The sequence below is a fragment of the uncultured Candidatus Puniceispirillum sp. genome, from assembly GCF_963979125.1.
Lineage (GTDB): Bacteria > Pseudomonadota > Alphaproteobacteria > Puniceispirillales > Puniceispirillaceae > Puniceispirillum.
Genome location: NZ_CAXBVX010000052.1, coordinates 1 through 14,485, shown reverse-complemented (window position 1 = coordinate 14,485; position 14,485 = coordinate 1). Strand labels below are relative to the sequence as shown.

The following is a 14,485-nucleotide window of genomic DNA, read 5'->3' as shown; positions in this document are numbered from 1 at the left end:
CCTCACCCATGATGATAGCCGTGCTGCCTTCTTTAAAATCCTGCATGCTGGTTATATGGACGCCTTGCGCGCCCTAAATCCGTCGGGCGTTCATTATACCTATTGGGATTATCAGGCAGGTGCTTGGCAACGCGACAACGGGTTACGGATTGACCATCTCCTGCTGTCACCTGAGGCAGGTGACCGTTTGGTTGATGTTGGGATCGACCGCACGCCTCGCGGTCTTGAAAAGCCGTCGGATCATACACCAATCTGGTGTAACCTACGCGACTGATTATCACCATCATGAGGATCATCACTTTAATGTGATTTGAGCCGTGCGGCTTATTTTGTAATTTTAACGTCTCCATACTATTGGAGATAGATATGACGATTAAAATACAGCATTTTTACAATGTGCCAGAGTCGGCGTTGCTTCCGTTACTCGATAAGCTAAAAGCCTTTAATGAAGCCGCCTTGAATTCAGGTATCAATAAACAATTTTTCATTACGGCCACCGATGAAGATAATATCGAGGTAGGTGCTATTTATGCGCGTATCCGCTATGATTGGCTTTACATACATATGCTGTGGGTCGATGAGACATGCCGTGGTCAGGGTGTAGGGACATCATTGATAAATGCGGTAGAGGATGAAGCGCGTGCTCTTGGCATACAGCGTGGCCGGCTATCAACAGCTGATTTCAGCCCAGGTTTTACGTTATATCAAAAACTTGGCTATCAAGTGTTTGCCAAAATACCGATATCGTCATTTTACAGCATTGGAAGTGATAATCATACGGAATATCTAATGTGGAAACTGGCCTTATGAGATAAAAAGGCAGGGAAACCCTGCCTTTGGTATTTGGGATGTAATGTAGTTCGTAAATTACTATATATCGGCGTAAACGTGAGTTTCAGAACGTGCACCTGGGTGCGTAAGCGCACCTTTTTCAGCCGACCCAACAGTTTGGGCATATTTCCATATAGCACCAGCGTTATAGTCTGTCTCGCGTGGCATCCAGTTGGCTTTGCGTGCGGCAAGTTCTTCGTCGCTTAGATCAACGTTAATAGTTCCAGCTTCAGCATCGATCGTTATCTGGTCACCGTCTTGTAACAAGCCAATAGGGCCACCAACAGCAGCTTCAGGGCCAACATGACCGATACAGAACCCGCGTGTAGCCCCTGAAAAACGACCATCAGTGATTAAAGCAACATCATTACCAGCCCCTTGCCCATAAAGAGCGGCTGTTGTTGCTAGCATTTCACGCATGCCAGGACCACCTTTTGGCCCTTCATATCGGATCACTAGTACGTCGCCAGTCTTATAATCACGGCGTTCAACGGCTGAAAAGGCATCTTCTTCACAATCGAAACAGCGCGCTGTACCAGTGAATTTTAACACTGACATGCCTGCAACCTTAACCAAGGCCCCTTCGGGCGCTAGATTACCTTTTAAGCCGACAACACCACCTGTTGGCGATAATGGAGCATCGGTTGTACGAATAATCACCTGATCAGTGGGGAACTTCATATCACCTATATTTTCGGCAATCGTCTTGCCTGTTACGGTAATGCAATCACCATGGATAAAGCCGCCGTCAAGTAGCGCCTTTATCAAAACAGGAACACCGCCAATTTCATACATGTCACGAGCTACATATTTACCGCCAGGCTTCAGATCGGCAATATAAGGTGTACGGCGGAAAATTTCTGCCACATCATGCAAATCAAATTCAATTCCGCATTCTGAGGCCAAAGCCGGCAAATGCAAACCAGCATTTGTTGAGCCACCAGATGCAGCCACAACTGTTGCAGCATTTTCAAAAGCTTTGCGCGTCAGAATATCACGTGGCCTTAGATTGGCACGCACAAGATCCATGACTATACGGCCTGAATGATAGGCATATTCGTCACGAGATTCATATGGGGCTGGTGCTCCTGCTGATCCGGGAATGGCAAGGCCAATGGCTTCGGAAACACAGGCCATAGTATTGGCAGTAAACTGGCCACCACACGAACCGGCACTAGGACAAGCCACACATTCCAGCTCATGTAAGTCTTCGTCTGACATATTGCCAGCTGCATGTGCGCCAACCGCTTCGAAAACATCCTGAACGGTGACATCTTTATCCTTGAAACGCCCAGGCAGGATCGAACCGCCATACATGAATACCGATGGAACGTTTAGACGTGCCATGGCCATCATGACGCCAGGCAATGATTTGTCACAACCAGCAAGGCCAACAAGTGCATCATAGCAATGACCCCGAACAGTTAGTTCGATAGAGTCAGCAATAACCTCGCGGCTCACAAGTGATGATTTCATTCCAGCGTGACCCATAGCAATACCGTCAGTAACGGTAATTGTCGTAAATTCACGAGGTGTACCAGCATGTTCACGGACGCCGCGTTTTGCAGCTTGCGCTTGCCGTGCCAGCGAAATGTTACAAGGAGCAGCTTCGTTCCATGTCGAAACAACACCGACAAGAGGTTGCGCAATTTCTTCTTCCGTCATGCCCATTGCATAATAGTATGAACGATGTGGTGCCTTTTCTGGCCCAACCGATACGTGACGGCTTGGCAAATTCGACTTATCGATTGGTTTTACACTATCTGGCATAATTATACTCCTTGGTATCGTTTAAATCGTCTAACGTTTAACCCAACCTGCTAAGCGCTACTTTTAACCCGTCACGCTTTACATTTTCCTCGTCAAGACGACGCCTATTTTCAACAATCACATCGTCTGGTGCTTTGGCAATAAAACCTGGATTGTCGAGTTTGCGGGCAATTTTTTCAATCTCATTAGTAACAGCAGTTATTTCCTTGTTCAGGCGCCCAACTTCAGCCTCTAAATCTAGAATATCGGCCAAAGGTAAAGCTATGTCTAGTCCATCAACAAGCCCTTGGGCACATCCACTGCCAAAATCACCGCTAGTTGTCACTGTTTCAAGCCGTGCAATCCGCAGTAATGCTGCTTGCTGATTGGCAATGGCGCGTGTTTGCAAAGCTGTCGCTCCATTGACTAACAAAATTGGCTTTGCTGATAACGGTACATTCATTTCAGTTCGGATATGGCGAATCTCACTAATCAATGAGATGATAAACTGTACTTCATCAACCGCATCATTGGCGGCAATATCAAAAGGTTTAGGCCATGTCTCACCAATAAGCATATCCTTGCTATTAAAAATCTTTTCGTTCAACTCTTCGGTCAGATACGGCATAAACGGATGTAACAAACGCAATGTACCAGCCAGAATGGCACTGGCAGTAGCTTTGGTTTCCAATGTCGCCTCATCATCAGTTGTTTCAGAGTTATCCTTGCTGTGCATCAATGTAGGTTTGATAAGTTCTACATACCAGTCACAATATGAATGCCACATAAACTGATACAGGGCTTCGGCCGCTTCATTAAAACGATAAGCCTCAATTGCTTTAGCTGTTTTTTCTACAGTATTATTAAATTCTGTTATAATCCATATATTTATAGATTCTTTTGCATGTTCAACTTTAATATCATTATCAATGATACAGCCATTCATTTCCAGAAAACGACAGGCATTCCATATCTTGGTGGCAAAGTTACGGTACCCTTCCAGTCGCGGAATTGACATTTTTATGTCACGCCCCTGCGCGGCCATTGCCGCTAGGGTAAAGCGTAGCGGGTCAGCACCATATTGATCAATAATGCCAAGTGGATCGATAACATTACCCTTTGATTTTGACATTTTTTGACCTTTTTCATCGCGCACTAGCGCATGAATATAGACCTCGCGGAACGGCACCTCGCCATCCATGAAATGCATCGACATCATCATCATGCGGGCAACCCAGAAAAAGATAATGTCAAAGCCAGTGACCAGAACATCGCCAGGGTAATAACGTTTTACAATATCATTATCTTCGGGCCAGCCAAGCGTCGAAAACGGCCATAATCCACTTGAAAACCAGGTATCAAGCACATCTTCATCACGGTTTAGTTCGACATCCTTGCCATAATGCGCCTTTGCTGATTCATAAGCAGCGGCTTCATTTTCCTCAACAAATGGATGCCCATCAGGTCCGTACCACGCCGGAATACGGTGTCCCCACCATAGTTGCCGTGAAATACACCATGGCTGGATGTTGCGCATCCATTCAAAATAAGTTTTGTTCCAGCGTTCAGGTACAAATTTGGTTCTTCCATCCTCGACAGCCTTGATCGCAGGCTTTGCTAGCTCTTTGGCGTTCACATACCATTGATCCATTAACCATGGCTCAATTACAACGCCTGACCTGTCACCATGCGGCACCGAATTTGCCACGGTTTCAACGCCAACAACCATGCCTTCAGAATCAAGATCGGCTAGAATTTGCTTACGCGCTTCATAGCGGTCCAACCCCTGATATTTTTCAGGTATTTCTGGAATGGCTTCCATCTTGGCTTCAGCAGTCATGAGATTGATGAGCGGCAAACCATGCCGCCGTCCCACTTCAAAGTCGTTAAAGTCATGTGCAGGGGTAATTTTTACAGCACCAGATCCTTTTTCCATATCCGGATATTCATCTGCGATAATTGGAATTGGTCGGTTGGACAAAGGCAAAATACACATTTTGCCTACCAGATGCTTGTAACGCTCATCATCGGGATGAACAGCGACAGCACCGTCGCCAAGCATGGTTTCTGGGCGTGTTGTGGCAATAGAGATATATTCATCCACGCTACCTTCAATGCGGTATCTCAGATGCCACATCGGGTTTTCACCTTCCCGCTGTTCAACTTCAAGATCCGAGATCGCTGTCATAAGCTTTGGATCCCAGTTGACTAAACGCTTGTCACGATAGATCAGGCCAGCACGATGCAGACTTACAAAACTTTTTATGACGGCCTCGGACAAGCCATCATCCATCGTAAACCGTTCGCGCGCCCAATCAGGTGAAGCCCCAAGACGTTTCAACTGATTCTGGATCATGCCGCCTGATTCGGCTTTCCATTCCCAGACCTTATCAATGAAACCATCACGCCCTAGATCGCGTCGGTTAACGTTTTCGTTAGCCAGTTTGCGTTCAACGACCATCTGCGTTGCAATGCCAGCATGATCTGTGCCTGGTTGCCATAACGTATCGCGTCCAGTCATGCGATGATAACGGATCAACAAATCCTGAAGCGTAAAGGTCAAGGCATGCCCCATATGCAAGCTACCTGTCACATTTGGTGGCGGCATCATGATTGTATATGGCATGTTTGAAGAAGACGGATCACATGCAAAATGGCCGCTCTGATCCCACATATCATACCAGCGTTCTTCGATGCTTTGGGGATCGTAATTTTTAGGAAGTGTAGGTTCGGTCATGATACGTAAAGAAGTTGTGGAAACGACAGGCGAAAAAACTTATACGGTGTTCTAAATGAGCCGTAAAAAAATTGCTATCTTTTTGATCAAAGAATGCAGGTGGACACAAACTCACACCTATAAAAATTATTGCCCATATTCCTTGTTTCGGATTGGGATTATCCCGTCAAAAATTGATACAGGTGCTGGCAATTCAGCCAATGCTGGCAACACATCGCCTAGCCCCAGATTCACCGCCAATAGCCGGCCCATTGCCGCCTGCAACCGATAAGAGGCAATAATCACATCATGTTCAGCTGAAACAAGACGTAATTCAGCAGCATTTACATCCTGTTCGGCGTCAAGCTGATCAAGGATTGTTTTCTGCCCAAATGTAACTTCGTTAACAATGCCACGTGCTACCAGCATGCTGGCATTCAATTCACTCTTAACCGCATCAAGGCGTTTTTGCGCTGTGTTCATATTACGAAATGCACTGCGCAAAGCGACTTCAACAGCACGGATAGCTTCATCACGGACAAATTTGCTTTGTGCATGGCTGGCCGAAACGCTTCTTGATTTTGCCCGCGTCGCATTAGTGCTCAGGAACGGGGACGAAAACACAATTTGCGCCGACATAACATCGAGATCACCAGCCGTGCCAGTCATGTACTTTGAACTCGCTGACAAGGACAGATTGACAGTTGGTTTCACGGTTGCGGCCAGCGCATTAAACTGCTGGCTCGCACTCATTTCATTTGCGATTGCTTTACGAATGTTTGGATGTTCCGCACGGGCGATCGTTTCTGCTTCAATTAGCGAAGCAGGAAACGATGACAGGGCGTTGGGTAGTTTTAAATCCTGCAACTCAAGACCAGTTAGCGAATGCAACATGTCTTTGGCGTTTTGCAAGGTTGCCGACGCGGCGATAGCATCTGATTGTGCTCGTGAATAACGGGCTTTTGACTCAGCCACACGTGTAGGGGTTGAAGCCCCTGCTCTAACCCGCGCTTCGGCAGCTTTTACATGCGATTCTAATCGTGCCAGATTATCTGCATGCAATCTGACATCGCGTTGCGCTTTGACAACATCTAGATAAGCTTCGATGGTTCGTAATATCAAAGCCTGCTCGGTATTTTTGTAGTTCGCTGTCTCCGCATCAAGTTTGTAATGAGCTAGCTTTGTATTTTCGGCTGTTTGCCCACCATCATAGAGATTTTTGCTTAACGTGATCGCCCCAGATGCATATTGCGATTGGTCAAACCCATTGGTTTTACTGGTATCACTATGAGATTGGTTGCCGGTAACTTTAATTGTGCCTGTCAAATCGCTTGTGGATGCTGAAACCCCAATATTTTCGCGCGCCGAAATCCAGCTTTGCCGCGCAGCAGCCAGATCAGCACTATTTACAAGACTTGTCCGCAATGCGTCTTCAAGCGTTGCCGTATGAGCACTTGTGGATCCAACCATAACATTGAAACAAAGTGCAAAGGCTATCTGAAGTGAGCGAAAAACATATTTCATCTAATTCATAGCCTCCATCATGCATTAAAAAATTAAACAGATTAAAAGACAAACTCTGCTTTAGCGTTGAATTCTTCCAAGTTTGGCACCTGTGCGTTAAAAAGCGGAGTACATGAAAAACTGTCTCCAGCGCGCGTCCACAAACTTGCGACACCAACGGCGTCACCTTTTGCCCGTTTGACAGCAGCAAGACGGCCTTTTGGCGTGAGTTGATTAAGTAAAGTTTCAGGTACAAATTCCACGCCCCCTTCGATCATGATCCGATCATAAGGACCTTCTTCAAGATAACCATCAGCAAGACGCGACTTGATAAAGGCCGCATTGTCTATTCCGATATTTGCAAGGGTTTCCTGTGCTTTATCGACAAGTTGTGCGCGGGTTTCAATGGCAATAACCGATCCGGCAATATGCGCCATTATCGCGGTGCCGTACCCGGAACCGGCACCAACTACAAGAACATTGTCATCAATACGAATTTCGAGTGCTTGAATAAGTCGTGACAGAACCATTGGTTCCATCAGGCAACGTCCATTTGCAAGCTGCAAATCTTCATCAACATAGGCTATGGATCGCTGATGTTTGGCAACGAAAGCTTCACGAGGCACTGATAAAAAAGCTTCAAGCACACGCTCATCGGTAACTTTGTTTGGCCGAATTTGGCAATTAACCATCATTTCGCGAGCATTAGCGAACTGCATTTCGTTCATTTGGCGCATCTCATGTTTTTAATAGTAAAATATAACTGACTTATAAGCTTTGTAAGTAACAACATCAATGCTGGTGAACGGAACAGTTCAAAAAAAATAGCTCAAGGTGTTGTTTTACAATATTGGTTATGGATTTCCATGTCGATGGAAACACTAGAGGCCGATGTTACAGGTGGATCATTCGGCATGCCGCCCCACTCGCGAAAATGCCCACATATTTTTTCATGTGCAGGTGTGGCAGGTCTGCGGAAATGACAATAAGCAGCATCAAGAGCCGATGAACGCCATAAATTTCCCCCTCTAGGCGTACCATTTATCGATAGATATTTGGCAGGTTTTGATGAATGGGAAACAGTCGTCTTGGGTTGAAACTCATTCACATTGCTTCCTGTTTGACCAAGTGCAAAATTTGTATATCGCATATTTCGCGTATCAACATTCTTAGCCCATATGGGCGCCATTTCATTTTGGGAATTATTTATAAAGTGATCCTCTGCATTTCTGTACATAAGCAGATTTGTAGGCACCCCATCTAAAGTACCATCATCGATTATCGGATAGCCACCCCCATGTCCCGACCAAAACCTAGTGCCATTGTCAGGACCACTGATCCATCGCCAATTTCCTGGTTCAGTTTCACGTGCACCAATCCAAGCACTAGGCCACCCAAGCATTGAATGTGTTTTACCAACAAACTCGTTTTCTTCGGCGCTGGTGATAGTCATCAAGTAGGGTTGCAGACCGCACATTTTAGGGTCTGGTTGTTGCACTCTTGATAGGGCTCTATTGAAACTATAAGGACGAATATCGGCACCGACAAAATCATAAAAATGGAATTTTCCATTAATTTCAAAAGCAGGTTCACCAAGGGAAAAAGTAACTTTTTTGGTTGGATTATATGCTTTGCCTGTTGATATCAGCATGACCGAACGCATGGCGCGGTTCCATATCTGTGCTGGCTGGGGGCTATTGTCAGTCGTATAAAGACGCAACATACCAGTTATACCATTCCATTCAGCGTTCACTGTAGGTGGCAGATTTTCTATTCTTGAATAATTTGTGAAAAAGGCATTGTTTTGCTTTGTTCTGGCGGGAATTGTTAATTCATCGTTTTTTTCGTCAAACCCCTCAACAATTGATACGTAGGCTTCACTTACATTGCAAGTGGGGGCTTCAAAAACGTCACTTGGGGTAATTGCACATAAAGCTTTAACTGGAGCAATGATGTTATTGGAAAAACTGCTGGTGACATTTTTCTGAGCTACGACAATATCGGATCTAACTGCAGCACCTACAGCAAAGTTGGCAGTTACTGTTTCTGGGCTTGATCCTACACTCTTAAAAAATCCGTCGGCTCCAGGTACAAAAATATCCTTTGTTTTACGAGTCCATGCGCTGTTAACAGTCGGGTTTTGCGGCGTCTCATCTGATCCCTGCCACAGTTCAAAAAAACCATCCGAGTTATTGTCAAAAAAACAAAATTTATCTGATTGTTGTTGCTTTCTATTTCCAAATGACATCAAAGCACCAGCGTCAAAATTATTTAATCTGCCAGGATTATTTAGACCACTTGAATCAAACGTGCTTGTTTCCTGTGGTGAACTCAGACCAAACATCGGCCAGCGTAGAACCTGAGCTTGATATCGAATCATATTATGGTCTGGCCCCTGATAATTTGTTCTCGTACTGTCACGCTCCTCATTGTAAATTCTTGATACTTCATTCGCCTGAATAACATCGTTCCATAACCGCAAATCAGACAACCCTCCTTTAAAAGGATTTGTTCCGTTTTTATCTCTGGCACCGACTAGTAATTTTGACGCGCTAGTTCGCATAAAGCGATTTCCTAACGGCCAAGAACTAGATGATGTTTCGAATTTATTTCCATCACGCAAAACGCCATCTATATATTGCTTTAATAAGGTTCCGCTCACTACGGTACTGGTGGCTTCATCTGGAAATGTAATGGCAACATGATGCCACGAATTATCAAAAAAATTTATGCCGTTATTTGATCCAAGAAGTGCGCCTTCAAGTTGCACATATAAATATCCGTTCCGCAAAACTACGGCAAATTGGCGGGCATTTGTCTCACCCCACCTAAGTATAACATTCTCGGTAGCTTGACCCTTTTCTGCTTTGACCCAAAACGAGATGCTTCGTGCTTGCGCACCTGTAATATTGATTGGTTGAATGCTTTCAATAGTTCGTCCAGCGCCATCAAATCTGATGCCTGTTCGTTGAGTCGAATATTTTTTGTTTAACTGCAAACATGCTGAATCATTCAAAATAACATCGCTAACTTCTACAGAATGCGCATTTTTAAGCCCTATTTTAAGTAGATTATGCGCAAAGTCTTTTTGTCCTTCGTATTCACCATATTGGTTTACTTCAACATGATGTTTTTGAAGCGCTATATACATTGATGAAATGCCAATTGATGCAACCGCAAATACTGTGATGTAAACCAAAAGTTCAACAAGTGAAAAACCAGATTTTGTCATATTCTGATGTACTAAAGTGGCTATTTTGCGCTGCATATAATGAGTCAATGTGACTAGCAAAATTTATCTCCAGATAGAATATCAACCTTTCGTAAATTACTATCTGTTAACTTTTTAAATTTAGAAAAAATTAATATATGACCATGTCTCAAACATGTATCGAAAACGTAACATATTGAAAATATGCTAACATTTATCATTAGCAAAATAATTAACAAGTAGAAGTATTTGATAAATTGATGCTGGCTGCATGCCTAACTATTATTATCTTGCTCTCAAAATGGTCAGAACGGAACTTTATAGACAATGACATTTATCAAAAACTATCTGCATAACTCTAATACTGACATTCAAGACCACTATAGTGAAATGGGTCTCCAAAAACGCAACGGTTTTGCCATTATTTCTGTACTTGTGGTCATCACACTTCTTGGCGCTATAGCGGTTCCTTTGCTCAACACAGTCAATAAAAGCCGGGAAAGCGCTATCTCAATTCGAGTGGCAACGCATCTTGGTCATGAAGCACGGGAAAATTTTGAAATTGGGTTTCATTTAACCAAACTTGATGGGGGTATTCCCAGTTTTTTTAAAACAGGTGCCTCGGCTTCCGTTATTTCGATTGGAAACGCATGTCTTAAACGAATAAATGCTGTTGATAATGAATATCTAGGCGGCTTTACCATAGGAGATCCCAATATTCGCCATTCACCAATTACAATATCCAATAACCGAAAAGTTGTCACCTTTGCATATAACAATGGGCGAAAAACGGGCGCCGTTTTTGAAGAACTTGTCATCATATCTTGCGCCATGTCAGAGACAGGGGAAATGGGCGTCTATGCGGGTAAATTAGGCGTTATTGATGGCTCTTTCTACCCAATAAATTTTGGCCAGTTTTAGGCGTTATGGTGTGGGACATCGTTGAGATTCGTTAATGCGCATTTGTATATCCGGGTTGTTTTGCAAATTAAATTGCCGGTAACTTACCCCTACACCTGACGCATTAACCGCCCTAATATTCCATTTAGTAATATTCTCAGAAGCAATCATTTGTAATCGCGGATTTACATCTCCGTCGCCATCGGGATCCTGATTGTAAAACTCCAACTCATACAGACCGTTGCGTTTTCCATTGCTTGGAACACGTAAGGGAAGCACTAGACCATCATGCGCCCATGACCAGTTTGGCACCGATGTCAAAGTTCCATCCGATCCAATCGTAGGTGGTCGATATTCATGCGGATCATCAGCAAATGTGAATTTGTCGGCAAAGGACGTCAGATTCCTGTTTGGTTCTATATTATTAAGACGGAAAGTAGCTCTGCCGCCAGTAGCATCATTATCGTCAAAAATAAAAAACAGACTAAATCGGTCAATTGTGTTTAGCGTATGTTGTTCATGCAGATAAACGGTAATGCTTTCTGGTATTTCATTACGGTTGCGGGGTGAATAATTGATATATGCCCCCGGTGAATTTGCATTGGCATCTAGAGGCCTCGTGCATGGAAGGGGACTTGCAGGATAGTAGCTTGGCACACCATCTGTGCGGTCAAATTTGACATATCTGCCTGAATTTGTTGGATCAGGACCGCAATATCCATAATAATCTTGCGGATAGAGATTACTCCATACGGATACGGTCGTCACAAATTCTCTTACATTAAACGTTCTTGTTGAAGTGTCATAACGTCCAAGGTCAAAGCGTGTTGCTGTTCCATTAACAACACCACCGCAATTAGCCGTTACCTTTATAGTAGAAGAAGCGGTTCGGCTAATCGCCCCTGCCCGCGCATTAAGTGTAAGTACATCATCTCCAAAAAAGCCGTTATCCGATTGGTATTGCAGATTTGACAAAGCACTTGCGATTTGTCCTGGTGAGCCACTAAACGTTACACTTGAACTATTATCACCAGTGATGGTCATCCCAGATGGAATTGCAGAAAATCGAAGTCGATTTGCTGCATGGCTTGTATTCATTTTTAAATTTAGTTGTGATCTTGTGTCTAATGCAAACACGCCAATATCATTAAGGGCGGTTAAAACACTACTTATACTGGTAAATAATGCTGGCATTTCTATGGTCAAACCAGGGGCGCTTTTATCAATTGGTTCGATCATCGACGTATAAAAACTGGCCGGATTGTCTCGGCTATAGGCAACATAGCGCGGAAAAATAATCTGCTTTCCTGCTTGAATGTTTTGGTTTGGATTCAAACCTTGTGCTAAACATGAGGGATCATCAACAAAGGCCCGCACATAACTGCTTCTTGAAGATATATTAAGTGGATCTGACAAGGTGCATCGACCGCCGCCACCTTCAATAGCAAATGTAATTTTTGCGCCTTGTCTTAAGGCCGCATCTATATTCTGAGCTAATGTCCGACCTGCGACAGTTTTACAAGTGCCATCAAAAAAAACCAATTTATTTGAAATATCGGTGCTTGCTGCTAGCACACATTTTGGGTTTACGGCGTTATAACGGCTCCCATTCCCAAAAATGGTTCCAATAATCAATGGCGGCGCATCCTGAAGATCCTGCGGCATAGAACTATTTCGATATAATAGTGACGGCGCGGTATCAGCAAGGTTATCCCGCCTGAAATCATCATAAATAAAAGACGCTATGGCAGCGTTTTTTTGCTGTGTTGTGAGTTCGTTTCGCCCTTCTAGTAAGCTTTTTTCATTTTGGGTAACAAATTGAATGGCAGCAACGCTGATAACCGCAAATAGTGATAACGCGACTATCAGTTCAATTGTTGAAAAACCTGATTGTGGGTTTTTAAAACTAACATCTAGGTTTGTTGAACGCATAGAAAGCTCTCTTGGCAGTATTTAGGAAGCCAAAAGGTAAAGTAATTAATAATTTTTTAGCATTTTCTATTTTAGTTTATTTATTATTCAAATGCGATCATTGACGTGCCCTGACACATTGGGTATTACCTGACATTCATGACGAAGGCCCGGTGGCAGAGTGGTTATGCAGCGGTTTGCAAAACCGTGTACATCGGTTCAATTCCGGTCCGGGCCTCCATGAATTACCAAATTTTTAACAATTTTCTATTGATTTGAAGAAGTTTCGTTCTGGCCAAAATCTGGATTGTGTCTTTACCTTAACCTGATCCAACCGCAAGCTTCATTGTCTTCTTTATCTACGCGTAAAAGGTATCAGTACGTACGCCTATTGGTGTCATTTTCACCTTTGGTGGCTGGATATATCATCGATAATTTTGGCGTACCCATGATGTTTGTCTATATTTCGATGGTGCATATCATTTTATTATTCTACACGATTTACCGAAACTTCATTCGGCCTGCAGTCACATGGGTTCACCCATACGCCTATGTTCCACTTACCACGTTATTTATTGCCAATATTCTGCGAAATCGAGGGAACATTGGAAAAAAATGATGTTTTAGATCAGCTTTCGAATATTTCCATTGCTGTTAAGGTGCCAGTGACTATGTTGGTTTCATTATGTCAAAATTAATAGGGGTAAGTCATGGCCATTTCGACAGAAAGCAATATTACATTGGTAGAGCCTTTGGAAATGCGCAGTGCTATGGGCAAATTTCTGACTGGTGTAACGATTGTTACGATTACACAGGCTGATGGTACACCCTATGGCCTGACTGTTAATTCTTTCAATTCAGTTTCGTTAGATCCACCGTTGGTCTTGTGGTCACTAGATAACCGCAATGGTAATTTAAAGGCATTTCGTGATGCAGATGGATTTGTCGTTAACATAATGGCATCCGATCAGGCGGACTTATGTGGACGATTTGCAAGCCAGACACCAAATCGGTTTGATGGTGTCGCGTGGGAAAAAGGCGTTACAGGTCACCCAGTTCTAAATGGCTGTCTTGCGAGCTTTGATTGCCGTCATTGGACTGAGTATGAAGGCGGCGATCACACGATTTTCATTGGTGAAGTGATTACTATCAAACAAGAGGAAGGTTCACCAGCAGCCTATTTCAGCGGCAAGCTTGGTCACTATACCAGTTGATGCATACATCTCCTTCTTCAATTCTTGCTGATTTGGTTCTTCTTGGCGGAGGTCATGCCCAGATCGCAGTTTTGAAGATGTTTGCGATGAAACCTGTATCTGGCATTCGGCTGACGCTTGTAACGAATGATATGCGCACTCCCTATTCAGGGATGTTGCCTGGTTTTGTCGAAGGTGTGTGGAACGATGAGGACTTGCATATCGACCTAGCTAAATTGGCACAATTTGCTAATGCCCGCATAGTTCACGCCCCCTGTACGGGTATTGATGCCGAACATAAACGCCTTTTGTTCGATGATCGCCCCCCTCTTCGCTTTGACGTGCTTTCAATCAACATTGGCGGCCAACCTGCATTAGATGTCATTGATGGCGCTGCTGACCACGCTATTCCGGTAAAACCGATTGCACAGTTTCAACGCCGTCTTGATGAGGTGATAAAAACAAAACAAA

10 protein-coding genes, 1 tRNA gene and 1 pseudogene are annotated in these 14,485 nt (G+C 43.9%); 6 read left to right on the top strand and 6 right to left on the bottom strand.

Annotated features, from left to right (window positions below):
* On the top strand, positions 1–274 hold a 274-nt coding region (locus tag ABNT28_RS06630; RefSeq protein WP_348721242.1), incomplete at its 5' end, for an endonuclease/exonuclease/phosphatase family protein.
* A gap of 92 nt (positions 275–366) precedes the next feature.
* The gene (locus ABNT28_RS06625; protein WP_332923593.1) at positions 367–810 is read left to right on the top strand and encodes a GNAT family N-acetyltransferase; all 444 of its coding nucleotides are present in this window, start codon (positions 367–369) and stop codon (positions 808–810) included.
* Positions 811–870: 60 nt separating this feature from the next.
* Here ABNT28_RS06625 and ilvD read toward each other — a convergent pair whose 3' ends face one another.
* The 5 genes from ilvD to ABNT28_RS06600 form a co-directional block, all read right to left on the bottom strand.
* The gene (ilvD, locus tag ABNT28_RS06620) at positions 871–2,601 is read right to left on the bottom strand and encodes a dihydroxy-acid dehydratase (RefSeq protein ID WP_332923592.1); all 1,731 of its coding nucleotides are present in this window, start codon (positions 2,599–2,601) and stop codon (positions 871–873) included.
* Positions 2,602–2,638: 37 nt separating this feature from the next.
* Positions 2,639–5,317 (bottom strand): valine--tRNA ligase, encoded by a 2,679-nt coding sequence (locus tag ABNT28_RS06615; RefSeq protein WP_348721240.1) that lies wholly within the window; start codon positions 5,315–5,317, stop codon positions 2,639–2,641.
* A gap of 126 nt (positions 5,318–5,443) precedes the next feature.
* A complete protein-coding gene (locus ABNT28_RS06610) occupies positions 5,444–6,820 on the bottom strand; it encodes a TolC family protein (protein WP_348721239.1) in 1,377 nt (458 codons plus the stop codon).
* Positions 6,821–6,861: 41 nt separating this feature from the next.
* Positions 6,862–7,527 (bottom strand): protein-L-isoaspartate O-methyltransferase, encoded by a 666-nt coding sequence (locus tag ABNT28_RS06605; protein ID WP_332923589.1) that lies wholly within the window; start codon positions 7,525–7,527, stop codon positions 6,862–6,864.
* A gap of 101 nt (positions 7,528–7,628) precedes the next feature.
* Entirely contained in the window at positions 7,629–10,067 is a 2,439-nt protein-coding gene (locus tag ABNT28_RS06600) for a LamG-like jellyroll fold domain-containing protein (protein ID WP_348721238.1), read from the bottom strand.
* Between the two features lie 270 nt (positions 10,068–10,337).
* On the opposite strand from ABNT28_RS06600, the gene ABNT28_RS06595 reads away from it, so the two are divergent.
* A complete protein-coding gene (locus ABNT28_RS06595) occupies positions 10,338–10,931 on the top strand; it encodes a hypothetical protein (protein ID WP_348721237.1) in 594 nt (197 codons plus the stop codon).
* Between the two features lie 3 nt (positions 10,932–10,934).
* On the opposite strand, the gene ABNT28_RS06590 is transcribed toward ABNT28_RS06595, so the two are convergent.
* Positions 10,935–12,842 carry a hypothetical protein gene (locus ABNT28_RS06590; RefSeq protein WP_348721236.1) on the bottom strand — a complete coding sequence of 636 codons (1,908 nt, stop codon included), beginning with the start codon at positions 12,840–12,842 and terminating at the stop codon, positions 10,935–10,937.
* 146 nt (positions 12,843–12,988) lie between these two features.
* Between ABNT28_RS06590 and ABNT28_RS06585 the strand changes: the two genes are divergently transcribed.
* The 3 genes and pseudogenes from ABNT28_RS06585 to ABNT28_RS06575 all read left to right on the top strand — a co-directional run.
* Positions 12,989–13,062: transfer RNA gene (locus ABNT28_RS06585), tRNA-Cys, on the top strand.
* 469 nt (positions 13,063–13,531) lie between these two features.
* Entirely contained in the window at positions 13,532–14,035 is a 504-nt protein-coding gene (locus ABNT28_RS06580) for a flavin reductase family protein (protein WP_348721235.1), read from the top strand.
* A pseudogene (locus ABNT28_RS06575) lies at positions 14,035–14,485 on the top strand (bifunctional NADH dehydrogenase FAD-containing subunit/selenide, water dikinase SelD); the annotation flags it as partial. The gene ABNT28_RS06580 and the pseudogene ABNT28_RS06575, both read left to right, overlap by 1 nt.

What these genes read in the sequence shown, in the direction of transcription:
- ABNT28_RS06625 (WP_332923593.1), top strand. Translation starts at nt 367, where the DNA reads ATGACGATTAAAATACAGCATTTTTACAATGTGCCAGAGTCGGCGTTG.
- ilvD (WP_332923592.1), bottom strand. Translation starts at nt 2,601, where the DNA reads ATGCCAGATAGTGTAAAACCAATCGATAAGTCGAATTTGCCAAGCCGT.
- ABNT28_RS06615 (WP_348721240.1), bottom strand. Translation starts at nt 5,317, where the DNA reads ATGACCGAACCTACACTTCCTAAAAATTACGATCCCCAAAGCATCGAA.
- ABNT28_RS06610 (WP_348721239.1), bottom strand. Translation starts at nt 6,820, where the DNA reads ATGAAATATGTTTTTCGCTCACTTCAGATAGCCTTTGCACTTTGTTTC.
- ABNT28_RS06605 (WP_332923589.1), bottom strand. Translation starts at nt 7,527, where the DNA reads ATGAACGAAATGCAGTTCGCTAATGCTCGCGAAATGATGGTTAATTGC.
- ABNT28_RS06600 (WP_348721238.1), bottom strand. Translation starts at nt 10,067, where the DNA reads ATGCAGCGCAAAATAGCCACTTTAGTACATCAGAATATGACAAAATCT.
- ABNT28_RS06595 (WP_348721237.1), top strand. Translation starts at nt 10,338, where the DNA reads ATGACATTTATCAAAAACTATCTGCATAACTCTAATACTGACATTCAA.
- ABNT28_RS06590 (WP_348721236.1), bottom strand. Translation starts at nt 12,842, where the DNA reads ATGCGTTCAACAAACCTAGATGTTAGTTTTAAAAACCCACAATCAGGT.
- ABNT28_RS06580 (WP_348721235.1), top strand. Translation starts at nt 13,532, where the DNA reads ATGGCCATTTCGACAGAAAGCAATATTACATTGGTAGAGCCTTTGGAA.